The sequence below is a fragment of the Spirosoma lacussanchae genome, assembly GCF_005870035.1.
Taxonomy (GTDB): Bacteria; Bacteroidota; Bacteroidia; order Cytophagales; family Spirosomataceae; genus Spirosoma; species Spirosoma lacussanchae.
This window is the reverse complement of the sequence record NZ_SWJG01000003.1, coordinates 468,366-492,481: the sequence shown is the minus strand read 5'-3', so window position 1 is coordinate 492,481 and position 24,116 is coordinate 468,366. Positions and strand designations below refer to the sequence as shown.

Sequence of the window (24,116 nt, the reverse complement as noted above, 5' to 3'; positions counted from 1 at the left end):
TTTTAGCGCATTACCATGAAAAACTCAATTCGTTTGTCGGTACTGCTGGGCGGTATGACCCTGCTGGGCGCGGGCCTGTCATCACACGTTCAGGCGCCCGAGCCAACTCTTAAGGAGGCCTACAAAAAGTATTTCCCGATTGGCGTAGCCGTAGCTCCCCGCACCCTGACCGGCCCCGAAGCCGACCTGATCCGGCAGCAGTTCAACAGCGTTACCCCCGAGAATGCCATGAAGATGGGGCCTATCCACCCCGAAGAAAACCGGTACTTCTGGAAAGATGCCGACGCCATTGTCGACTTCGCCGTCCAGAACAAGATCAAAGTGCGGGGGCACACGCTGTGCTGGCATAACCAAACGCCCCGCTGGTTCTTTACCGACGCCGATGGGAAGCAGGTAAGCCGTGAGGTGTTGCTGGCTCGCCTGAAACAGCACATCAACGACGTTATGGGCCGCTACAAAGGTAAAATTTACGCCTGGGACGTCGTTAATGAAGCCGTGCCCGACACGGGTGCCAGCCTCTACCGGAAATCGAAGTTCTACGAGATTATTGGGGAAGATTATATCGCCAAAGCCTTTGAATATGCCCACGAAGCCGACCCCGGTGCCCAGCTGTTTTACAACGACTACAACACCGAAAACGCATCGAAACGGGATCGCATTTACCAGATTCTGAAGAAGCTAAAAGACAAAAAGGTGCCTATCGATGGGGTTGGTCTGCAGGGTCACTGGTCTATCTACGAGCCTACCCCCCAGGAGCTGGAAGAGTCGATCAATCGGTTTGCCAGCCTCGGCCTGAAGGTACAGGTTACCGAACTTGATATGTCAGTTTACCCGAAAGAGCACGAACGCCGGGCGCGGAAACCGACCGACGTCAGCGAGTTCACGCCCGAGATGGAGCAGAAACAGGTGGCGCAGTATAAGATGCTGTTCGACGTGTTCCGCAAGCACAAAAAGACGCTGACCGGCGTCACCTTCTGGAACCTGTCGGACAAGTACTCCTGGCTCGACAACTTTCCGGTACCAGGCCGTAAAGACCACCCGCTGCTGTTTGATGAAAATTACCAGCCCAAAAAAGCCTATCAGAGCGTCGTAACGTTTTAAACGTTCAAAACCTGGCGGGGTGGGATAAAAACAGCAGTAAGCGCCAGAATTATGTAGTTTGCAGCCGAACGCAGCGGTTTATCCCGCGTCGGTCCCGGATCAATGGTAGAACAGTATAAACAACAGCATCCGTATCTGGTAGCCCTCGACTCCATCATTTTTGGCTTCGACGGCGAAAGCCTGAAGGTGCTGCTGGTAAAACGGGGCCTGGAAGAACAAACCTGGTCGCTCATGGGTGGCTGGCTGCAACCCGACGAAAGTCTGGAGCAGGCAGCCACCCGTATTCTGTTCGAACTGACCGGCCTCACCAACGTCTACCTCGAACAGCTCAACGCTTTCGGCGATCCGCAGCGCGACCCGATTGTCCGGACCGTTTCAGTTGCTTATTTCTCGCTGGTCAAAGTAGCCGACTATGCGTCGAAGCTGACCGAAGCGTTTCAGGCGCGCTGGTTTTCGATCTACGACCTGCCGCCCCTCCTCTTCGATCATGGCGACATGGTCGACCTGGCCATTCGCCGATTGCGGTACAAAGCCGCCCTGCACCCCATCGGTTTCGAATTGCTGCCCGAGAAATTTACCATTCCCCAGCTCAAAAAGCTCTACGACGCGATCTACAACACCGAGTTCGACAAGCGTAACTTCAGCCGCAAAATCCTGTCGACCAACCTGCTGATCAAACTCGACGAAAAGCAGAAAGGATTCTCCAAACGGGGGGCGTTTTTCTACCAGGTCGACATGCCTCGCTACCAGCAGCTGACCCACTCCCTGCTGAACGTTATCCCCAGCCCCGACGCTATCAGCTGGTAACGCTATGGCGCCAGGTTTTCAGGATAATTTCCCTAAAAATTAATACCCGTCGTTTTGACATTTACATTTTAAGTGTCAATTTTACACTCAATAATCGGCAGGAAGACGAGTCCCTGCAAACGAGCTGATTATCAATAATAATTTCAACTAACCAGTAACCAACTCCAGAACCATGGCAAACGTCACACTGGGTGATCAGGAATACTTTAAAGGCATCGACGTCATTCCGTACGAAGGCGTTCAGTCGAAAAATCCGCTGGCTTTCAAATGGTACAACCCCGAGCTGATTGTTGGTGGCAAGTCGCTGCGCGATCACCTGCGGTTCGCTATCAGCTACTGGCATACCTTCACCGGAACCGGTGGCGATCCGTTCGGTCCGGGAACCCGCATTTTCCCGTGGGATCAGGATAGCGACGCCAACGTTCGGGCGCGGCTCAAGATGGATGCTGCGTTTGAGTTCATCACCAAAATCGGAGCGCCCTACTACTGCTTCCACGACATCGACCTGGTTGATGAAGGCGACTCGGCCAGCGAGTACGAAAAACGGCTGCAGACAATTGTCGAGTACGCCAAACAGAAACAACAGGCCAGTGGCGTAAAATTGCTGTGGGGAACGGCCAACGCTTTCTCGAACCCCCGCTACATGAACGGCGCATCAACCAACCCCGATTTTGCGGTGGTGGCTTATGCCGGTACGCAGGTTAAAAACGCGCTCGACGCTACCATTGCTCTGGGTGGCGAAAACTACGTATTCTGGGGAGGTCGCGAAGGCTACATGTCGCTGCTGAACACCAACATGAAGCGCGAGGTCGAGCACCTGGCCCAGTTCCTGACCATTTCCCGCGATTACGCCCGCAAGCAGGGCTTTACGGGAACGTTCTTCATTGAGCCGAAGCCGATGGAGCCTACCAAGCACCAATACGACTACGACGCGGCTACCGTCATTGGTTTCCTGCGTCAGTACGGGCTGGAAAACGATTTCAAACTGAACATCGAAGTCAACCACGCTACCCTGGCCGGTCATACATTTGACCACGAACTGCAGGTAGCCGCCGACGCCGACATGCTGGGCAGCATCGACGCGAACCGGGGCGATTACCAGAACGGCTGGGATACCGACCAGTTCCCGATCAACCTGTACGAACTGACCGAAGCCATGCTGGTTATTCAGCAGGCTGGTGGTATCAAGCCGGGCGGTATCAACTTCGACGCTAAAGTTCGCCGGAACTCGACCGACTTCGACGATCTGTTCATCGCTCACATCAGCGGTATGGATGCGTTTGCGCGGGCGTTTATCGTGGCCGACAAAATTCTGAAAGACTCTGATTATCTGGCATTCCGGAAAGAACGGTATGCATCGTTCGATCAGGGCAAGGGTCAGGAGTTCGAGCAGGGCAAGCTGACCCTCGAAGACCTGCGGAGCTATACGCTGGAGAACGGCGAACCCCAACTGCGCAGCGGCAAACAGGAGTGGCTGGAGAGCATCGTGAACCAGTACATTTAAGCACTCATATCCTCTTACTAACGACGAACCCCGGCTGTACTACAGCCGGGGTTCGTCGTTATTGCGCTTTACCGTTGGGAGCTGGCTTCGGCGCGCTGCCGTTACCGCCTTTCGGTTTTTTCTTTTTCTTTTTACTGGTTCGGGTAGCGTATTTGGCGTCCAGTTTCTGTAAATCACTGTTAAGCGCAGCCAGCGGCACAGCCTCTTTCTCGCCAACCGGCGTCAGGACATCGAATGACTCCGGGATAACACCCTTTTTGTTCAGCTCGACGATTTCCAGCACCCGCGCAATCGGCAGGGGGTGCCAGGTACTTTCGGCGCCATACCCAAACCACATCAGCTTCCGAAAAATGTCGGTTTTCTGCAACCAGGCCCGGCCTTTCTGCGTCTCCAGCGGTTTATCGATAGTCGGAATATCGCGCAGCGCATCCATGTAGGTATCCAGCTCGTAGTTCAGGCAACACTTCAGCCGGCCACACTGCCCCGACAGTTTAGCCGGATTCAGCGACAGGTTCTGGTACCGGGCCGCCGATGTAGCAATGTTCTTGAAATCGGTCAGCCAGGTTGAGCAGCACAGTTCACGACCGCAGGAGCCGATGCCCCCCAGCCGACCGGCTTCCTGACGCAGGCTGATCTGCCGCATCTCGATCCGGGCTTTGAACTCGCTGGCCAGCATTTTGATCAGCTCCCGAAAGTCGACCCGCTCTTCTGACGAATAGTAGAACGTAGCTTTCGTATTGTCGGACTGAAACTCAACATCCGACAGTTTCATGTTGAGCTTCAGTTCACGCACGATCTCGCGCGAGCGATACAGGGCGGGCAGGTCGCGCAGTACCGCCTGCTCGTGGCGATCCATATCCTTCGGTGTAGCGATCCGGTGAATAACGCGCGTGTCGTCGTTAATTTTGACGTTCCGCTTTTTTACCTGCAGGCGTACCAGTTCGCCCTGCATCGATACGGCGCCGATGTGGTAGCCCGACTGCATCTCCACCACCACGTAATCGCCGGTTGTCAGATCGAGCTGGTGAACGTTGCGGTAGTAGTCTTTACGGCCCCCTTTAAACTTTACTTCAACAACATCGTATTTTTTTGTGCCTGGCATGGCTACATCGCTCAGCCAGTCGAATGAATTCAGTTTGTTGCACCCTCCAGTGCTGCACCCACCGCTGCCGCAGCCTTTGGTAGCCGTTTTCTGCGGTTCCCCGCCCGGCCCCTCAGACGCACCACGCTGGGTTCCGCACCCACCGGTCGCACAGGATTTACAAGACATAATATATATAGTTTGCAGCGATGAGTACAGAGCCACCGGATGGCATGCTTACACCAACCCGCTCCGGCTCCGCATTCGTCGCTAGTCAGCGTACCGGATCAGGTCGAGCCCGATATCTTTCCGGTACTGTTTTCCCTCAAACTGCACCGTCCGGGCCGCTTCCTGCGACTTCCTGACGGCGTTTTCGAGCGAGTTGGCCTGGGCTGTCAGCGCCAGTACCCGCCCTCCGTTGGTCAGTACATGACCGTTTTGCGCCAGCGTCCCCGCATGGAACGCGGTTACATCATCTAAACGATCTAAGTCCGAAATGATTTTACCTTTCTGGTACTCGTCCGGATACCCTCCCGATACCACCACCGTTGTTACCGCCGTCTGGGGCGAGACCTGCAGGGTAATCTTGTCGAGATCGCCATCGGCCGTAGCGACCATCAACTCCACCAGATCCGTCTGGATGCGGGGCAGCACGACCTCCGTCTCCGGATCACCCATCCGGGCGTTGTATTCAATCACATAGGGTTCGCCGTTGACTTTGATCAGCCCGACAAAAATGAAGCCCTGATAGCGAATACCTTCGCGCTGCAAACCAGCCAGCGTTGGTTTCACGACCTTCTCTTCAACTTTCCGCAGGAATGACTCGTTGGCAAATACGACCGGCGAAACAGCTCCCATACCCCCCGTGTTAGGGCCCGTATCACCTTCACCGATGCGTTTGTAATCTTTGGCTTCGGGCAGAATTTTGTAGTTCGTTCCGTCTGTCAGTACGAACAGCGACAGCTCGATACCGCGCAGAAACTGCTCAACAACAACCTTGTTACCAGCCGCCCCGAATTTGCCGCCGAGCATATCGCGCAGGGTAGCCTGGGCTTCGGCTACCGTATCGGTAATGATGACTCCTTTGCCGGCTGCCAGCCCGTCGGCTTTCAGCACGATCGGTAATGTATGGGTTTCCAGATACGTCAGGCCAGCGTCGAGGGTTTCGGTCGTGAAGGTTTGGGAGGCCGCGGTTGGAATACCATGCCGGGCCATGAACGACTTCGAGAAGTCCTTACTGCCTTCCAGCTGAGCGCCTTCGGCATCGGGCCCTACAATCCGTAATCCGGCCAGATCAGGCTGTTGCCGCAGAAAATCGACGATGCCTTTCACCAGCGGCTCTTCCGGCCCAACGATGAGCAGGTCGATCTGATGGTCACGAATGGCGGCTGCAACGGCTTCAAAATCGCTGTAACCGATGGCCAGGTTGGTGGCTACCAGCGCCGTACCAGCATTTCCCGGCGCCACAAAAAGCGTATCACACAAAGGGCTTTGGGCCAGCTTCCATGCAAATGCATGTTCACGCCCGCCCGACCCAAGAATCAGAATATTCATTTATTGAAATGTATAATGAATAACGTATAATGATGAATAAAAGAAACAAGCAGGGCTCATTATACATTATTCATTTTTCATTATACATTAATTGGCAACTTCCGAGAGGAACTTGATGCGCATCAAACGCAGGTCCTGCTCGGTAAAATCGTCACCACCGAACTCGCGCATGGCAACGGCAATGTTATCGGTTTCGGCCCGCATGAAGTACTCGTATATTTCGTCCTGCCGGTCTTCATCCATGACCTGGTTGATGTAATAATCGAGGTTAAGCCGCGTACCGGAGTAGCAGATGTGCTCAATTTCTTCCATCAGGTCTTCCATCGAAAGCGATTTGGCTTCCGCAATTTCATCAAGGTCGACTTTGCGGTCGATCTGCTGAATGATAAAGATTTTTACTTTCGATTTGTTGACGGTCGACTTGATAACGACATCTTTAGCCGTCTCGATTTCGTTGTCCTCAACGTACTTGGTAATCAGTTCAATAAAAGGTCGGCCAAATTTCTGCACCTTCCCCATCCCGACGCCGTTAATCTGCGCCATCTCCTCGCGGGTAGTGGGGTAGGTCGTAGCCATCTCTTCCATAGACGGGTCCTGGAAAATGACGTACGGAGGCAGGTTCTTCTCTTTGGCTACTTTTTTCCGCAGCGCCTTCAGCAGACCGAGCAGCTCTTCATCGTAGGCGGCCCCGCCCGAGGTGGGTGTGGTTTCGGCCTCGTGATCTTCCTTTTCGGGTTCCTGCTGATCGTAATCGTGGTCTTTGGAAAGCGAAACCGGATACGGATCCTCGATGTAGTTGAGCCCGCGCTGGGTCAATTTCAGAATCCCGTAGTTGTCAACGTCTTTTTCAATATAGCCGTAGATCGTGATCTGTTTCAGCAGTGAACACCAGAAGTCTGGGTTCTCGTTGAACTCACGGCCTTTGCCATAAACTTCGAGCCGATCATGTTCGTAACTCGTTACGTACTGATTGCCCGTGGCGGTCAGCACATCGGCCAGGTGCGCCACGTCGAATCGCTGATCGGTTTGCAATACAGCCTGCAGCGCCAGAATTACCTCGTTCTGTACCTTGAATTTCTCGGTGGGTTTCATGCAGTTATCGCAGAAACCGCAGTCCTTATCCAGGAACTCACCAAAATAACCCAGCAACTGCCGACGGCGGCATACACCCAGATTGGCGTACGACACCATTTCGGTTAACAGGTGGCGGGCGTTATCGCGCTCGGTAACGGGCTTGTCTTTGTTAAACTTCTCCAGCTTAACGATATCGTCGTAGCTGTAGAACATCAGGCAGTTACCTTCCAGTCCGTCGCGGCCGGCCCGGCCTGTTTCCTGGTAGTAACCCTCCAGCGATTTGGGCGCGTCGTAGTGAATAACGAAGCGGACGTCGGGCTTATCGATACCCATCCCGAAGGCAATAGTAGCGCAGATGACGTCTACATCTTCGTTCAGGAAGGCATCCTGGTTGTTCATCCGCGTCTGCGGATCAAGACCGGCATGATACGGAAGCGCTTTTACGTCATTGACATTGAGCAGCTCGGCAATTTCTTCAACCGTTTTACGGCTAAGGCAATAGACGATTCCCGATTTTCCTTTGTGCTGCTTGATGTATTTGATCAGTTGCCGCTTGGCATCGGCCTTGGGCCGAATCTCGTAATACAGGTTCTTGCGGTTGAACGACGTCTTGTACAGATTGGCGTCTTCCATCTGCAGGTTTTTCTGGATATCCAGCTGCACTTTGGGCGTTGCCGTAGCCGTTAACGCGATGACGGGCAGGTTGCCAATGTTATCGACAATACCCCGAATCTTGCGGTACTCCGGCCGGAAGTCATGACCCCATTCTGATATACAGTGAGCCTCATCAATGGCGACAAACGAGATATTGGCTTTCTTCAAAAAATCCAAATTCTCTTCTTTCGTTAACGACTCCGGCGCTATATACAGGAGCTTCAGTGTACCATTGAGCGTATCTTTCTTTACCTTGTTCATTTCTGCTTTCGAGAGCGTCGAATTCAGAAACTGGGCATTTACACCAAAGGCATTCAGCTGGTCAACCTGATTCTTCATCAGGGCAATAAGGGGCGAAATAACGACAGCAGTACCCTCACTGACAATAGCGGGCAATTGATAACACAGCGACTTGCCCGCGCCGGTAGGCATAATAACGAACGTATTGCGACCCGCCAGAATACTATGGATTATAGCTTCCTGGTCGCCCCGGAACTGGCTGTAACCGAAAATCTCTTTAAGCCGTTCTTTGAGGGTCGTGTAAACCGTCTGATCAACCTGCATCATTCTACAAATCGTACAAAAGTTACTTCACTTTAGGTGCTTGCCGTATCTTTGCTTTATAAAGTTAGCGAATATACGCGGCAAACCATTCCTGATTGCCAAAACCCATGCTGAAAGTAATAAAAAATCATAAAAGCATAGCCCGTACTGTACTGCAGGCAGAGGCCGACGCAATTCGTGAAGCTATCGACCGGCTCGATGACCAGTTTGACGCGGCTGTTGAGGCTATTTTGGCCCTGACAGGCCGCGTTGTCGTGTCGGGCGTGGGGAAAAGTGCGCTGATCGGCCAGAAGATTGTGGCCACTATGAACTCGACGGGAACCCCTGCCCTGTTCATGCACGCTGCCGATGCCATTCACGGTGATCTGGGTATGATCCAGACGAACGACCTGGTATTGCTGATTTCGAAAAGTGGCAATACGGCCGAAATTAAAGGGCTGCTTCCTATGCTGCGCGATAAGGGAGTACGTATTATAGCGATGGTCAGTGAGCAGAATTCTACGCTGGCCCGTCAGGCCGACTACGTTCTTCACGCCCATGCTCCCGTCGAAGCCGATTCACTCAACCTGGCACCAACTACCAGTACTACGGTGGCGCTGGCCCTGGGCGACGCGCTGGCCGTCAGTCTGCTGGAGGCCCGTGGTTTTACCCGGCAGGATTTTGCCCGCTATCATCCAGGCGGTTCGCTGGGGAAGCGATTGTTTTTAAAAGTTGCGGATATTTTTCCCCAAAATGGCTGTCCACAGGTGAACGCCACCACCACAGTGCGGGATATTATTTTTGAAATATCCGCTAAACGACTGGGTGCTACGGCCGTAGTGGACGAAAACGGGCAACTAGCGGGGATTGTGACCGATGGCGACATTCGCCGGACGGCTTCAGCTCACGACGCGTTCTGGCAACTTACGGCGGCCGACATCATGACCCGGTCGCCAAAATGCATTGATCCCGACGCTTATGCCGTTGACGCGCTGCAAAGGATGCAGGAATATAACATTTCTCAGTTGGTAGTGACCCATAACGAGCGGGTTATGGGCTTTGTTCACCTCCATGATCTGCTGAAGGAGGGTATTGTCTAGCCATACAATGCCTATTCTGTTTAATCAAAATTTGCTATTGTTAAACAATATCCACAGTGTGTGTTCCACAAAATGTGGGAAAAAATCCACACTTTACAGGTTCACATATCAACGTATATACAATTGGCATCAAAATTAATTTTGCCTAACTGTTTGATTTTCAGAAGTATTTATCATTAAAGCAAAGTAGTTGAAGTATTTTAGCAAAGCTGGTTGCTTTTTTGTTTAATAGCTGTGTAAATTTGATTCAACAGAGATAAAACTTAAACAGCTATGACTGCGCTCGAATTCACTCATCATATTGGAAAAGTGTCCAAGTCGTTGCGCCCGTTCGCACTCCGGCTCACTAAAGACGTAGAAGATGCTAACGACCTGCTCCAGGATACGCTGCTGAAAGCTTTTACCAACCGTGACAAGTATACCGACGGAACCAACCTCAAAGCATGGCTTTATACTATCATGAAAAATACGTTCATCACTAACTACCAGCGGATGGTGCGTAAGAATACTTTCATTGATACAACTGACAATCTGCACTACATCAACTCGATGGAGAGCAGCACCGACAACCTGGCTTATTCGTCATTTGCGCAGGACGATATCAACCGGGCCGTCAACAGTCTCGACGATACATACCGGACCCCATTTATGATGCACTTCCGTGGTTTCAAGTACCACGAGATCGCTGCAAAACTGGACATTCCCATCGGTACCGTGAAAAACCGGATTCACATTGCCCGTAAGGAGTTGAAAGACCAGCTCAAAGTATACGCGCATTTTAACGCCTAATCGCGATACTTTTCAGACTTTGTCTCGTCTTAGAGACATTGATTGAGTAGTTTTTGGTTAAAAAAGAGGAAGGTTCAAAAAAGTTGGATGGGTTTCCGTCCAACTTTTTTTTGCTACAAGGAGTTGCGGATAGGTACTCAGCGTGGAAATGTGCAACTTGGCACCCGTTCGCTGGATCGCTTACTTACTCGCATTACTTACCAATGTCCCAACGCGTTCTTGTGCTGGGAGCCGGTTTTGCCGGACTCTCTGCCGCCACTAGCCTCGCCGATCAGGGTTACGACGTTACTATCCTCGAAAAGAACAGTATGCCAGGTGGCCGGGCGCGGCTATTCCAGGCAGAAGGCTACACCTTCGATATGGGTCCCAGCTGGTACTGGATGCCCGATGTATTCGATACCTATTTTGCCCGCTTCGGCAAACGAACAGCCGATTACTACAAACTCGTCCGGCTCGACCCATCTTACAAAGTCGTCTTCGGGCCCGACGAAGCGGTTGATCTGCCAGCCGGTCTGCCTAACCTGGAAGCCCTGTTTGAGCAGTTCGAACCCGGTAGCGGGCCCCGGCTCCGCGAGTTTCTGAGCCAGGCTTCCTATAAATACAAGGTTGGTATGCAGAACTTCGTCTGGAAACCCAGCCGGTCAGTTACCGAATTCCTCAGCCTCAAACTCCTCTACGACGTTACCCGGCTCGACGTATTTCAGTCCTTCGCCGTACACGCCCGTAAGTTTTTCTCGCACCCCCGTTTGCTTGAGATCGTCGAGTTTCCGGTGCTCTTTTTGGGGGCTACGCCGGAGAACACGCCCGCCATGTACAGTTTAATGAACTATGCCGAAATGGCGCTGGGCACCTGGTATCCGATGGGTGGCATGCACGAGATCGTAAAGGCCATGGTTAGCCTGGCGGAAGAAAAAGGAGTGAAAATCCTGCTCAATCAAACTGTCCGAAAAATTGACATAATCAACGGTCTGGCCAAACGAGTGGTAACCGATCAGGGTATATTTGAAACCGATGTGGTCGTGGCCGGTACGGATTACAACCACGTAGAAACAACCCTGGTTGATCCGGCCTATCGCAACTATGACGATGCCTACTGGCAAAAACGGGTCATGGCTCCGTCTTCATTGCTTTTCTACCTGGGAGTCAGCAAACGCATACCCAAGCTTGAACACCACAACCTGTTCTTCGACGAGGACTTCAAGCAACACGCCCACGAAATTTACGAGAACCCGCAATGGCCCAGTAAACCCCTCTTCTACGCGTCGGCCCCGTCGAAAACCGATCCCAGCGTAGCACCGGCTGGCTGCGAGAATCTTTTTCTGCTTATACCGGTAGCCCCCGACCTCACCGACGACGAAGCAACCCGGGCCCACTATTTCGAGATGATCATGGATCGGCTCGAAGCATATGTGGGCGAAGATATTCGGAATTACATCGTTTATAAGCGCAGTTATGCCCACAGCGACTTCAAAAGCGACTACAACGCATTCCGGGGTAATGCTTACGGACTGGCCAACACACTGAAGCAAACCGCACTTTTAAAGCCATCGCTCAAGAACAAACGGGTGAACAATTTGTTCTACACGGGTCAACTGACGGTACCGGGCCCTGGAGTTCCGCCGTCGCTCATTTCCGGCCTGGTCGTCGCCAATGAGGTTGCTAAAGAATTTTCATAACTTGTCAACCTAACCTTCCGCTCTGAACCCGTATGATGGCATTGTTCAATAAGACCGCACTGGAATGCAGCAAGCTGATCACTGAGCATTACAGTACGTCGTTTACCTTGGGGATCAAGACGCTTGACCGCAAGTTCCACATGCCCATCTACGCCATCTATGGGTTTGTACGCTATGCCGACGAGATCGTGGATACGTTCCATGACTACGACAAGAAGACCCTCCTTGACCGGTTCAAACACGACACGTACCAGGCCATTCAGGAAAAAATAAGCCTGAACCCTGTGCTGCAGTCCTTCCAGCTGGTGGTGCGCCAGTATAAAATTGAACACGAGCTGATCGATGCGTTTCTACGCAGTATGGAAATGGATCTGTATCAGCAGGAATACGACGCTGAAGGGTACAACGAATACATTTACGGCTCGGCCGAAGTAGTAGGGCTTATGTGCCTGCGTGTCTTCTGCGAAGGCAACTGCGACGATTTTGACCGCCTGCGCGAGCCCGCCCGCAAGCTGGGAGCCGCCTTTCAGAAAGTAAACTTCCTGCGCGATCTTAAGAGTGATTATGTAGACAGGGGCCGGACTTATTTTCCAGGTATCGACTTCACGCAGTTCGGTCGCGACGCCAAAGCGCTTATTGAGAACGACATCCAGCGCGATTTTGACGAAGCTTACGTGGGTATCCTGAATTTGCCACGTGGTGCGCGCATGGGGGTTCATCTGGCCTACACGTATTACCAGACGCTGTTCAATAAAATTAAGCAGTTGCCCGCTTCGACCATCCAGAATGAGCGGATTCGGGTGCCCAACCCGCAAAAATTGGCGCTGCTGGCCCAGACTTACCTGAAGTACCGACTGAATGTAATCTAAGGGCTTCGTCTGTTTTCGCTATCTTTGCCGGGAACTGCTTCTCTGTAATTATGGTAGCCGATGCGTCTCTTTCGCCGGAAATTCTTGCTCAGTACGAAGCCGTTGTCGGGCTGGAAGTACATTGCCAATTGCTGACCAACAGCAAAATCTTCGCAGCCGACGCCAACGCCTTCGGAGCTGACCCCAACACCCATATCAGTGTCATTACGCTGGCTCACCCCGGCACGCTACCCCGCCTGAACCGAAAGGCAGTCGAATATGCCGTGCGAATGGGATTGGCCTGCGGGAGTACCATCACCCGCCACAATATTTTTGCCCGGAAAAACTATTTCTATCCGGATCTTCCGAAAGGCTATCAGCTCTCTCAGGATAAAGGGCCCATCTGCGTAGGCGGGGGCATTCCGGTAAAAGCCAAAGACCCGGCTACCGGACAGCCATACGACACCACGATTCAGCTCCACCATATTCACCTCGAGGAAGACGCCGGAAAAAGTATTCACGACGCCGACCCAACGGCTACCTGCCTGGATTATAATCGCGCCGGCACGCCCCTGATCGAGATGGTGACCGAGCCCTGTATCCGCACGGCCGACGAAGCTGGCCAGTTTCTGACCGAAGTTCGCCGGTTAGTGCGCTACCTCGACATTTGCGATGGCAACATGGAAGAAGGCTCGCTGCGCTGCGACGTGAATGTTTCGATCAGGCCCCGGGGCGCTACGCACTTAGGCACGAAGGTTGAAGTAAAAAACCTGAACTCAATCCGAAACGTGATGCGGGCTGTTGATGCCGAATTTCGGCGGCAGGTCGAGGTCATCGAAGCAGGCGGGTATATTGGGCAGGAAACGCGCACGTTCGATGCCGCAACGGGCCGCAGCTACGCCATGCGCGAAAAAGAAACGATGAACGACTACCGCTACTTCCCGGACCCCGATCTCACCCCGGTCGTGATTCAGGATGCGTGGCTGGCCGACATTCAGGCTAACATGCCGATGTTACCCGCCGAGTGGTACCATAAATTGACTACCCAGTACAACTTACCGGACTATGACGCGGCCCTGCTGACCGACGCCAAAGAACTGGCCGAATATTACGAAGCCGTTTGTCAGCATACCAGCAATTATAAAGCCGCATCGAACTGGATCATGGGGCCGGTCAAGGGCCAGCTCACTGAAAAGACGCTGCGCGATCGGCAGTTTCCGGTGTCGGCGGTGCAGCTGGCAGCCCTGATCACCCTCATCGACAACGGCACCGTTAGCCAGACCGCAGCGCAGCAGGTGTTTGGGCTGATGCAGGAGCAACCCGGCGTACCACCCGCCGAACTGGCTCAACAGCATGGACTGGTACAGAATCGCAATACCGACGCCTTGAAAACGTTGGTAGAAGAGGTACTGGCAGCCTGGCCCGACAAAGTAGAGCAATACCAAAAAGGTAAGAAAAACCTGCTGGGTATGTTCGTTGGCGAAGTCATGAAAAAATCAAAAGGCTCGGCCGATCCGAAGCTAGTGAACGAGTTAGTAGTGAAGACATTACAAACAACATGAAAAAACTGCTTTTTGGCGTTGCAAGCCTATTGGCCCTGAGTACGGTTGCTTTCGCGCAACAAAAGTCGTTCACCGTTACGGGCAAGGTGAACAAAGCCGCCCCCGGTAGCTACGTGTATCTGGAAGCCAACAGCCAGCCTACCCGCAAGCTCGACTCGGCCAAAGTAGAGGCTGGGAACACGTTTACCATCACTCATCCCGTTGCCGACGGGGGCGAAGTGTTCGTGCTGAACACGGGCGGAGGTCAGAAAATGGCCCTGCTTGCCGAGGGTGGCGAAACCCTCAACGTGATTGCCGATGGGTACATGATGGATGCTAAAACGGGACAGAAGGGTAAAGCAACCGTTACCGGCTCCAAAAACATGGCGTATTACGATAAGCTGATGGCGCTTCGTACCGACATGGAAGCCAAAGTAGCTAACTGGAACAAGCAGGTAGCCGCAGCCACGGAGAAAAAAGACAACAAACGCATCGCTCAGATCGAGCAGGACTATACAGCCGCCGAGGCTGAGGTTGTTAATAAAGTGAAAGCCATGCTGCCCGAAATGGGCACGTCGCTCGTGTCGCTGTTTGCGCTGAACTTTATCAATATTGACACCGACTTTGCCACCTACGATGAGCTGGCCCAGCGGTTCGAAAAAGAGAATCCCAACAGCCCCCATGCCAAATCGCTCATTGGTCGCGTGGCCCGGATCAAAGGCCTGATGGTTGGTTCGCCAGCGCCCGAAATTGCCCTCAGTGACACGGCCGGTACCGTTGTTCCGCTGTCGTCACTACGGGGTAAGTACGTCCTGATCGATTTCTGGGCATCGTGGTGCGGGCCGTGCCGTAACGAAAACCCCAATGTAGTTCGGATGTACAACAAGTTCAAAGACAAAGGCTTCACAATCTACAGTGTTTCGCTCGATCAGGCCAAAGCCAACTGGACCCGCGCCATTCGGAACGATAACCTCACCTGGACCCACGTGTCGGACCTGAAGTTCTGGCAGTCGGCAGCCGCTCAGCAATATGGCGTACAGGCCATACCGGCCACGTTCCTGCTCGATAAAGACGGGAAAATTATTGCCAAGAACCTGCGCGGCCCGGCGCTGGAGCAGAAGCTCGAAGAAATTTTAAAATAAGCGAAACACGATATAGCCGGAAGATACCTCTTCCGGCTATATCGTGTTTTTACCCACCCTCCCTTCTTATGAAAATTGCGATTGTTGGCTGCGGCAACATGGGTATGGCTTTTGCCAAATCGTTTGTCCAGTATAATCTGGTCAGGCAGGACGATCTACTGCTGATCGAAAAAAGCGCCGACCGCTCGGAGGCCCTTCGCGCCGAGAAAGCAGGAGTGGTTGTTGACACGATCAGCCACCGCGTTGGCGAAGCCGACCTTATTATACTGTCGGTTAAACCACAGGATTTTAACGGCGTACACGAATCGCTGCGGGCCGTTATGCAACCAGGCCAGGTAGTGTTGTCTATCATGGCTGGTATTCCGATTGCGCAGATTCAGGAAAAGTTAAACCACTCGCTGGTCGTTCGGGCCATGCCCAACACGCCAGCCATGCTCGGTATGGGTATTACCGGCTTCACGGCCGCCAAAGAAGTGGACCTAACCAACCTGCGCCGGGTCGAAAACCTCATCAACGCCACCGGTCGCTCTATCTTTCTGGACGATGAAGCCATGCTCGATGCCGTAACAGCACTCAGCGGCTCGGGTCCGGCCTATTTCTATTACGTGGTCAAGGCGATGATTGAAGCGGGCAAACAAATGGGCTTCGATGATGCGGTAGCGGCTCTGCTGGTTAAACAGACCATGCTGGGCTCCTACCACCTGATAAACACCGCCGACAAATCGCTCGATGAACTAATCAAAGCGGTAGCATCTAAAGGGGGCACAACCGAGGCCGCTCTTCGGCAGTTTGAGCAGGGCGCTCTATCGGATACACTGGTTGCCGGCATCAAAGCCGCCCAGGTCCGGGCTACGGAGTTATCTAAAGGGTAGTTTTCACTATAACCGATGGGGGCCGTCCGGTAGACAACGATGTTCTACCGGACGGCCCCCATCGGTTGGTATAGCTTACAGGCCCGTGTACTGGAAGGGGGTAATGGCCCGTAGTTCGTTTTTGACCGATTCAGATACGTCCAGTTCGTCAATGAACTGCCAGATCGTTTGCTTGGTAATTTTCTCGTTCGTGCGGGTCAGGGCTTTCAGCGCTTCGTAGGGTTGCGGGTAGCCTTCGCGACGTAGCACGGTTTGGATGCCTTCGGCCACAACCGCCCAGTTATCATCGAGGTCGGCCTGCAGCGCGGCTTCATTCAGCTCCAGCTTATCCAGTCCTTTCAGCAGCGATTTCAGCGCAATGACCGAATGCGCAAACGGAACACCCAGGCTCCGCAAAACGGTCGAGTCGGTCAGATCGCGCTGAAGCCGCGAAATGGGTAGCTTGGCCGACAGGTGCTCCAGCAGGGCATTGGCAATACCCAGGTTACCTTCCGAGTTCTCGAAATCAATGGGGTTCACCTTGTGGGGCATGGCCGACGAGCCAACTTCTCCCTCTTTCAGCTTTTGTTTGAAGTAATTCATCGATACGTACGTCCAGATGTCGCGGTCTAGGTCGATCAGGATCGTATTGAGCCGCTTGTACGCATCCAGCGTAGCAGCCAGCATATCGTAATGCTCAATCTGGGTCGTAAACTGACTACGCACCATCCCCAGACTCTTGACGAAGGAGTCGCCAAACTCTTTCCAGTTCTCGTTTGGATACGCTACAGCATGGGCGTTGAAATTACCGGTAGCTCCGCCGAACTTGGCCGCCGTCGGGATAGCCGCCAGCAGGAGCAGCTGCTTTTCGATTCGCTCGACAAACACGCTCAGTTCTTTGCCCAGGCGCGTTGGGGAAGCTGGCTGCCCGTGTGTCCGGGCCAGCATGGGAATATGGGCCCACTGGTCGGCCAGTTGTTGCAGCCGCATGTATACCTGCCGATACAGGGGCGTTATCTCGGCATCCATGGCCTCAGACAGCGACAGCGGAATGGCCGTATTATTCACGTCCTGGGAGGTCAGGCCAAAGTGAATAAACTCCAGATACGGCTCAACGGGCGACCCTTTTAGTTTCTCCTTGATGAAGTATTCAACGGCCTTGACGTCGTGGTTGGTGGTTTTCTCGATGTCTTTGATCCGCTGCGCATCGGCCTCCGTGAACTGCTCGTACAAAGCCCGCAAAGCCTGAAAATGGGTCGCGTTGACCGCCGACAGTTGCGGAACAGGCCATTCGCAGAGGGCAATAAAGTACTCGACTTCAATGCGAATCCGATAGCGAATCAGGCCAAACTCCGAGAAATAGGGGGCCAGTGATTCGACCTGACGCCGATAGCGGCCATCAACGGGCGATATGGCCGTAAGTGCAGATAAATCCATACAGTTAGGTAAAACGCAAAGGTACAAACGGGCGGGTCAACCAGCGGCATGCCCGGTAGACTTTGCCGCTGGCTGACCCGCCCGTCTTATTTTTTAGAATGGATTCAGGTAAACCCCAATGCCGATCCATGAGGTCTGCTGCTGTTCGAACTGGCTGTAGGGCCGGAAACCCGAGTAGCCTTCGAGCAAAAACGTGAGGTTATTCTGCGTACGACCCACTTCTACGCCCACCCCGCCGTGTATACCCGGCCTGAAATCGGTCTGTTGCCAGAACTTGACATCGACGCCCCCGACCAGCCGGGCCAGTCGCTCAGACGGTTTCTTGTAGTACGCACCCAGCTGCGCACTGAGCCGCTCCCGCTCGCTGGTCTTACGCAGACCGATGCCCAGACCGCCGTAGAGCCGCCAGTTCTGTACCATCCGGCTGTAGGTCGCATCGACAACCTCATAATTCACCGAGTTGGGCGATGGTGCCGTGATCCGATTGCGGTAGATGTAATCGTCACCCAGGTGCGACGAGAGGTGATAGAACCGAAATCGGTAGTTATTTGCACCCCGCCGTACGTTGTAGATGATGCTGATCTTGTAATCATTGTTCATGATCTGCCGGCGCTGACGGCCTTTGTCGGCATCCCAGTATACTTCAAACTGGGTAAACGAAGCCAGATCCAGCACAATCTCCTCTGATCGGCCCGGCTCGGTAGTGCGCCGGTAAAACGGTTTCGCAAACCCGAACGCAAACGGAACAATGCTGCCTTTGTATCGACTCCCCTCCGTATAGTAAGCAGGCAATACGGAGCCGTAGGTTTGTGCTTCGAGCGGGTCGAGCAGGATGGGGTCGAACAGATGCCCTTTGGGCAAAAACTCATGTTTGGGCCGGCTCAGGCGGGGTTGCTCGGCATTTGCTGACGCCGGGGTTGCCGACACGCTGTCTATTACTGGCGCAGTGGCTTTTCGGCGTTCCCGTTTGGGCCGGGCAGGCCGGACTGCGGGTGGCGCTGGTTCAGCAGGCGTAACTACAACCGAGGCTGGCGGTGGCGTTACCACTGCCGGAGCAGGCTCGGGGGCGGGCGTTACGGCTGGTGCAGCCTCTTTCCGGCGTTGTTCCCGCCGTTCGCGCCGGCTGGGTTCAGCGGGTTTGGGCGCTGAGGCCGGAGCTATGGGTTGCGCATCAGCCTCCGGTTTGACAGGGTCGGCCGGTTTGGGCTTTTCGACGGGCGGTGCCGGACGGTCTTTTTCCGCTTTTTTTGCCTGTCGCTGCCGTTCTTTTTCGGCCTGTCGGGCTTCGTATTCGCGTTGTTTCTGCAGCCACTCGGCCCGGACCTGACGTTCGCGCTGAATTTCCCGTTCAATTTTTTCTTTTTGTCGTTGCTCGGCTGGCGTCAACGTTCGGGGGGCTGGCTGCTGCGCCAATACCAGCGATCCGGTCAGGAAGGTTAATAAAAGAGGCAATAAAGCGTGTTTCATGTTACTGCTTCAACTCCGCGTAGTTTTTGTAGAAGTACGGAATGGTTTCGATGCCTTTATAAAAATTGAACAGGCCGTAGCTTTCGTTGGGTGAATGGAGCGCATCGGTATCCAGACCAAACCCCATCAGAATAGATTTGATACCCAGTTCCCGCTCAAACAGGGCTACGATCGGAATACTGCCGCCCCCCCGCGTTGGAATTGGTTTCTTACCCCAGGCATCTTCGAACGCCCGGCTCGCGGCTTCGAATTCGACCGAGTCGACGGGGGTTACGTAGGGCAGCCCGCCATGATGGGGCGTTACCTTTACCGTCACGCCCGCCGGTGCAATGGCCGTAAAATGCCGGGTAAACAAATCTGTAATCTCCTCGGGTGTCTGGTTCGGAACCAGCCGCATGCTGATCTTGGCCGAGGCTTTGGAAGGTAGTACCGTTTTGGCACCTTCGCCCGTATAGCCGCCCCAGATGCCGTTGGCATCGAGCGTAGGCCGTATGCTGGTCCGCTCGTTGGTCGAGTAGCCGGTTTCGCCCATCACGTCGTTGATTCCCAGATCCTGCTTGTACTCGTCCAGGCTGAACGGTGCTTTAGCCAGCTCGGCCCGTTCGGCTTCGCTCAGATCAACTACCTTGTCGTAAAAACCAGGTATGGTAATGCGGCCCTGATCGTCGTGCAGACTCGCAATCATTTTAGCCAGTACGTTGATCGGATTAGCCACCCCTCCTCCGTACACACCCGAGTGCAGATCGCGGTTAGCGCCAGTCACCTCGACCTCTACGTACGATAAACCGCGGAGTCCGGTTTCGAGCGACGGCGTTTCGTTGGAGATAATACTCGTATCGGAGATCAGGATTACGTCGGCTTTGAGCAATTCCCGGTTCTCAGCCACAAAAGTGCCGAGGTGGTCGGAGCCGACTTCCTCTTCGCCCTCGATCATCACCTTTACGTTGCAGGGCAGCCCATCGGTAGCCAGCATGGCTTCCAGCGCCTTGATGTGCATGTAAAACTGTCCTTTGTCGTCGCAGGCACCCCGGGCATAAATCCGTTCGTTACGAATAGTCGGCTCGAATGGGGGCGTTTTCCAGAGTTCGTACGGATCGGCCGGCTGCACGTCGTAATGGCCATACACCAGCACCGTAGGGCGGGCCGGATCGACTAATTTCTGCGCAAAAACAATCGGGTGGCCCGCAGTTTCGTGCAGTTGGGCATCGTCCAGTCCGGCTGCGGTCAGCTTGTCGCGAACGAATTCGGCCGCCCGGCGAACGTCATTTTTGAAGGAAGAGTCGGCCGACACCGACGGAATACGCAGTAACTCGAGCAGTTCATCCAGGAATCGCTGCTTATTTTCGGCAAGGAAGTCTGTTAGCATAGGTCTTGTCTGGGTCTGGGACGATACGGCATCGGCGGTTCATCGGGTATCGGGGTACGCCTGCCCGGCCGGGTTTGATGCGATGCGCCAGCGGATTCGGTTAGCTATAAAATCGCCCCGAAGTTACGCAGTTTTCGCGCAACGACGGGGCGTCGATGAATGCAGTAAATAGCTTTATTGCGGATCACGTTTTTTACGCAGACGAATCAGAACCGTCCGGTTTTCCTGACCACGCAGCAGCCGGGCAATATTCTTCTGATGCGTCAAAACGACCATCAGAAAGATAATAAACCCGAATACGATAAGCAGCGGGCTTTCTTTCTGACCAAAAATGCGGAGCAGCAGCAGCACCGGAAACGCCAGCGCGGCCAGGATCGACCCCAGCGATACGTACTGCGACGCAATGACCACCAGCAGAAAAATACCGATGCAGACAGCCGCCATTTCGGGATGGATGGCCAGAATCATACCCAGCAGGGTAGCTACGCCTTTGCCCCCCTTAAACCCGGCAAACACCGGATAAAGGTGGCCGATTACGGCTACCAGACCAAAAACCAGTTCAAACGTTAGAATTTCGCGGTACGTGATCACGTCCAGGTACCAGAGCAGCATAGACAGCATAGCCGCCGTATAGCCTTTCAGAACGTCGACCAGCATGACAATGGTTCCGGCCCGTTTGCCAAGTACCCGAAACGTATTGGTAGCCCCGGCATTACCACTTCCTTTGGTGCGGATATCGATACCGAAAAAACCCTGACCATACCAGACGGCCGTTGGGATCGAACCGAGCAGATAAGCCAGAAGCACTGTCAAGCAGATAAGAAAAACGTTCATTGAAAGGATGTAAGTGAGACGTTATCGATATCGTTAGCTACGTAAGGAGGTTGTAACCAACAGCAGGAACCCCAAAACTACACGTAAATAACTAATCAGTCAAATTGACTACCCTATTGAACAACTTGACTAATGAATAAATTTCCAAATCATCCTATTTCCCGCCTACAACTACCTCACTCAGATGCGTATCCGTTAGATAAAGGTTTGCCATCTGTACAACATCCTCCGCCGAAACGGCCCGTAGGTTCTGAATGTAGGTGGTCAGGAAGTCGGCTGGCAGATCGTCGAGCAGAATTACTTTATACCGATCCGCAATCTCGAACGGCGTATTAAGCGATCCTACAAACTCGCCCGCCATAAAGTTCTTGACGGTCTCGAGTTCGTCGGCCTGTACCGGCTCGGTTTGTAAGATCCGAATCTCCTTCCGGATTTCATCCAGGGTTTGCTGCGTATTTTCTTTGTTGACGTCGGTTCCGATCAGGAAATACCCATCCCGCCGGAACGAGGGCATGTTCGACGAGATGCCGTAGGTAAAGCCCTTTTCTTCGCGGATGTTTTTCATCAGCCGCGAGCCGAAATAGCCACCCAGGATTTCGTTGGTGACCAGCATCCGGAAAAAATCCGGATGCGACCGTGTGAACAGCCGCCGACCAACCCGGATAGACGACTGTATGCTGTCAGGTTTCTCGGCCAGCGTCGCCAGCCCGTTGGCTTCAACGTTTTCAACGGGGACTATGGGCGCAGCGCCCGTCTGGATAGGTACCTGCCCCAGCTCCCGATTGATGAGCGCTACATCGAGCTCGGATACCTGGCCCGCTACCAGGATCTGGAATGGGCGGTTATGCAGGGCACGCTGGTAAAATTCGACAACCTGTTGCCGGGTCAGCGCTTCGATCTGGTCGGGCTGCTGACTGCGGCCGTAGGGGTGATCGAGGCCAAACAGCTTCTGCCGGAACAACACGCTGGCCAGATACGCATTTTTCTCGTAGTTGACCCGCAGGTTCTGCAGGGTTATATTCCGCAGATCGTCAAATTCTTTTTCCGGAAACGTCGGCTCCGTCAGCAGTTCACGTAGTAAGGGCAGTACGTCCGGCAGGAATTTGGTCAGGCAGTAAACGACTATGCTGGACCGGTCGGGACCACTGCTAAGCTCCAGAAAAGCCCCGTACCGGTCGAAGTACTCGCTAATCTGGGCCGACGAGCGGGTGCGCGTTCCTTCTGACAGCATTTTGACGGCGAAGAAGGCCGTAGCCGGCACCTGTTCGTACCACGTTCCCGCATCGAAAATGCACTCCAGCCGCAAAACGGGCTGATGATCTACATCAATCCGATGCAGCGGTACGGTATTATCCAGCGTATGGGTTTTGACGGCCGGGAGCCGTACTTCATGAATGGCCTGAAAAGCCGGTGACTGCGTTCTGTCTACCATGGTGTCAGAATAGCAAAAGAGTGAATGAGCAAAACGGGTTGCCAGGCTGGCTCCGTTGCTCATTCACTCTTTTGCAGTTATTCGTTAATAATCTTCGCTGGTGGTTTCGTCGTCGCTGAACAGGCGGTTGGCACTGTTGAAGTTGAACAGTAATGAGATCCGGAAGGTGTTGGTCAATGGGCTTGGGCTGCTCTGGCTTACGGGAAGCAGGTATGAGAAGTCGACACCGAAGCGCTGCTGCAATTTCAGGCCTAAGCCCGTTGTAATGTATTTACGGCCGCCTTTCACGTTCGATTCGTTGAAAAAGCCACCCCGTACCGCAAACTGTTCGTTATACCAGTACTCGACTCCGGTCGAAACAGTAAATTCCTTCAATTCTTCACTGAACCCACCCGGCGCGTCAGCAAACGAACCGAATACCGACTGGAAGTAGCCTTTGTTTGCATTCAGGTTTACCGGACGCCCGCCTACCAGCTGTATATCCGGCGTAGGCACCATCAATTTATTGACGTCGACTACAAAATTAAACTTGTTGTACTGGTCGACGTGGAATGTTAGGTTCGTTCCCAGGCGCAGGTTGGTCGGGATAAAGTAGCGCTCGTTGCCGCCGTAATTAATCCGGCCCCCCAGGTTGGAGATCATGGCTCCAAACGCCCAGCCGATGCCTTTGCCGGTTGCGTCGTCCCGCACTTCGTTCTGGTAATAGGCACCGATATCGGCAGCCGCTGTAGCACCCGGTTTCAGGCCCTGCAACGAGCTTCCGGCCGCCAGGTTCGAGTTCAGGTATTTGAGGTTTACGGCCAGCGAAAAATTCTGCGAAAGCCGCTGTCCGAACGAAGCCGTTACCGCATACTCACGCGAATTGAAGGTACCGGCAGCCACACCCGTTGCGGTGGTAAAGTCGACCGTACCGAGGTCGAAATAAAGCAGAGAACCGCCAATCACCGAGTTTTTACCCACTTTAGAGTAGCCGCTCAGGTTAGTATAGTACATATCGCCAATCAGATCGCGCAGCCAGGGCGTATACGAAATGGTAGCGCCTTTATCCTGTTTGGCAAAAACGAGTTTGGCAGGATTCCAGAAGATGGAGTTGGCATCGGGATCGCTGAGCGCTACCCCGGCTTCACCGAGCGCACCCGATCGGGCATCGGGCGTGAAATTCAGAAAAGGGACAGACGAGGTGGGAACTTGAAGTTGCTGGCCGTTTAGTATTGGAATGGTATTCTGCGCTGAACTAACGAAGGGAAGAAAGCTGCAAACGCCGAGAAAAACACGGGAAAAATTGAGTTTCATACTACAAGTTGTTGGTCAACGA

Annotated in this window: 19 protein-coding genes; 10 read left to right on the top strand and 9 right to left on the bottom strand. The window is 53.5% G+C overall.

Annotated features, from left to right (window positions below; translation table 11 throughout):
- The first annotated feature begins 54 nt into the window (after positions 1-54).
- The 3 genes from FBR45_RS15185 (at position 55) to xylA (ending at position 3,412) form a co-directional block, all read left to right on the top strand.
- Entirely contained in the window at positions 55-1,101 is a 1,047-nt protein-coding gene (locus FBR45_RS15185) for an endo-1,4-beta-xylanase (RefSeq protein ID WP_394344385.1), read from the top strand.
- A gap of 102 nt (positions 1,102-1,203) precedes the next feature.
- The gene (locus FBR45_RS15180; RefSeq protein ID WP_077919368.1) at positions 1,204-1,908 is read left to right on the top strand and encodes an NUDIX hydrolase; all 705 of its coding nucleotides are present in this window, start codon (positions 1,204-1,206) and stop codon (positions 1,906-1,908) included.
- Between the two features lie 172 nt (positions 1,909-2,080).
- Positions 2,081-3,412 (top strand): xylose isomerase, encoded by a 1,332-nt coding sequence (gene xylA / locus FBR45_RS15175; protein WP_077919369.1) that lies wholly within the window; start codon positions 2,081-2,083, stop codon positions 3,410-3,412.
- A gap of 58 nt (positions 3,413-3,470) precedes the next feature.
- Here xylA and FBR45_RS15170 read toward each other — a convergent pair whose 3' ends face one another.
- The 3 genes from FBR45_RS15170 to recQ form a co-directional block, all read right to left on the bottom strand.
- Positions 3,471-4,682 (bottom strand): PSP1 domain-containing protein, encoded by a 1,212-nt coding sequence (locus tag FBR45_RS15170; protein ID WP_246082258.1) that lies wholly within the window; start codon positions 4,680-4,682, stop codon positions 3,471-3,473.
- A gap of 81 nt (positions 4,683-4,763) precedes the next feature.
- Positions 4,764-6,047: a phosphoribosylamine--glycine ligase gene (gene purD / locus FBR45_RS15165; protein ID WP_138503764.1), complete on the bottom strand. Its 1,284-nt coding sequence runs from the start codon at positions 6,045-6,047 to the stop codon at positions 4,764-4,766.
- 87 nt (positions 6,048-6,134) lie between these two features.
- A complete protein-coding gene (gene recQ / locus FBR45_RS15160) occupies positions 6,135-8,342 on the bottom strand; it encodes a DNA helicase RecQ (protein WP_138503762.1) in 2,208 nt (735 codons plus the stop codon).
- 107 nt (positions 8,343-8,449) lie between these two features.
- Here recQ and FBR45_RS15155 point away from each other — a divergent pair, with 107 nt between their 5' ends.
- The 7 genes from FBR45_RS15155 to proC all read left to right on the top strand — a co-directional run bounded on the left by FBR45_RS15155 (position 8,450) and on the right by proC (position 16,286).
- Positions 8,450-9,418 (top strand): KpsF/GutQ family sugar-phosphate isomerase, encoded by a 969-nt coding sequence (locus FBR45_RS15155; RefSeq protein ID WP_138504044.1) that lies wholly within the window; start codon positions 8,450-8,452, stop codon positions 9,416-9,418.
- A 273-nt stretch (positions 9,419-9,691) separates the two neighbouring features.
- Positions 9,692-10,207, top strand: a complete 516-nt coding sequence (locus tag FBR45_RS15150; RefSeq protein ID WP_077919373.1) for an RNA polymerase sigma factor — start codon at positions 9,692-9,694, stop codon at positions 10,205-10,207.
- Between the two features lie 203 nt (positions 10,208-10,410).
- On the top strand, positions 10,411-11,883 hold the full coding sequence (locus tag FBR45_RS15145) for a phytoene desaturase family protein (protein ID WP_138503760.1): 1,473 nt from the start codon (positions 10,411-10,413) through the stop codon (positions 11,881-11,883).
- A gap of 32 nt (positions 11,884-11,915) precedes the next feature.
- Entirely contained in the window at positions 11,916-12,752 is an 837-nt protein-coding gene (locus FBR45_RS15140) for a phytoene/squalene synthase family protein (RefSeq protein ID WP_138503758.1), read from the top strand.
- A gap of 50 nt (positions 12,753-12,802) precedes the next feature.
- Positions 12,803-14,293 carry an Asp-tRNA(Asn)/Glu-tRNA(Gln) amidotransferase subunit GatB gene (gatB, locus tag FBR45_RS15135; protein ID WP_138503756.1) on the top strand — a complete coding sequence of 497 codons (1,491 nt, stop codon included), beginning with the start codon at positions 12,803-12,805 and terminating at the stop codon, positions 14,291-14,293.
- Positions 14,290-15,414, top strand: coding sequence for a TlpA disulfide reductase family protein (locus FBR45_RS15130; protein WP_138503754.1), 1,125 nt, complete (start codon positions 14,290-14,292; stop codon positions 15,412-15,414). Before gatB ends, FBR45_RS15130 begins: the two co-directional genes overlap by 4 nt.
- 68 nt (positions 15,415-15,482) lie before the next feature.
- Positions 15,483-16,286 (top strand): pyrroline-5-carboxylate reductase, encoded by an 804-nt coding sequence (proC, locus tag FBR45_RS15125; protein WP_138503752.1) that lies wholly within the window; start codon positions 15,483-15,485, stop codon positions 16,284-16,286.
- Positions 16,287-16,361: 75 nt separating this feature from the next.
- On the opposite strand, the gene purB is transcribed toward proC, so the two are convergent.
- The 6 genes from purB to porV all read right to left on the bottom strand — a co-directional run bounded on the left by purB (position 16,362) and on the right by porV (position 24,094).
- The gene (purB, locus tag FBR45_RS15120) at positions 16,362-17,702 is read right to left on the bottom strand and encodes an adenylosuccinate lyase (protein WP_138503750.1); all 1,341 of its coding nucleotides are present in this window, start codon (positions 17,700-17,702) and stop codon (positions 16,362-16,364) included.
- Positions 17,703-17,795: 93 nt separating this feature from the next.
- Positions 17,796-19,169, bottom strand: a complete 1,374-nt coding sequence (locus tag FBR45_RS15115) for a DUF1207 domain-containing protein (protein ID WP_138503748.1) — start codon at positions 19,167-19,169, stop codon at positions 17,796-17,798.
- A gap of 1 nt (position 19,170) precedes the next feature.
- Positions 19,171-20,535 carry a dipeptidase gene (locus FBR45_RS15110; protein ID WP_138503745.1) on the bottom strand — a complete coding sequence of 455 codons (1,365 nt, stop codon included), beginning with the start codon at positions 20,533-20,535 and terminating at the stop codon, positions 19,171-19,173.
- Positions 20,536-20,709: 174 nt separating this feature from the next.
- Positions 20,710-21,369, bottom strand: coding sequence for a glycerol-3-phosphate 1-O-acyltransferase PlsY (gene plsY, locus FBR45_RS15105; protein WP_138503743.1), 660 nt, complete (start codon positions 21,367-21,369; stop codon positions 20,710-20,712).
- Between the two features lie 154 nt (positions 21,370-21,523).
- Complete coding sequence (locus tag FBR45_RS15100; protein ID WP_138503741.1) at positions 21,524-22,801, bottom strand: M16 family metallopeptidase; 1,278 nt, start codon at positions 22,799-22,801, stop codon at positions 21,524-21,526.
- Positions 22,802-22,885: 84 nt separating this feature from the next.
- Positions 22,886-24,094, bottom strand: a complete 1,209-nt coding sequence (gene porV, locus FBR45_RS15095; RefSeq protein ID WP_138503739.1) for a type IX secretion system outer membrane channel protein PorV — start codon at positions 24,092-24,094, stop codon at positions 22,886-22,888.
- Positions 24,095-24,116: the final 22 nt, after the last annotated feature.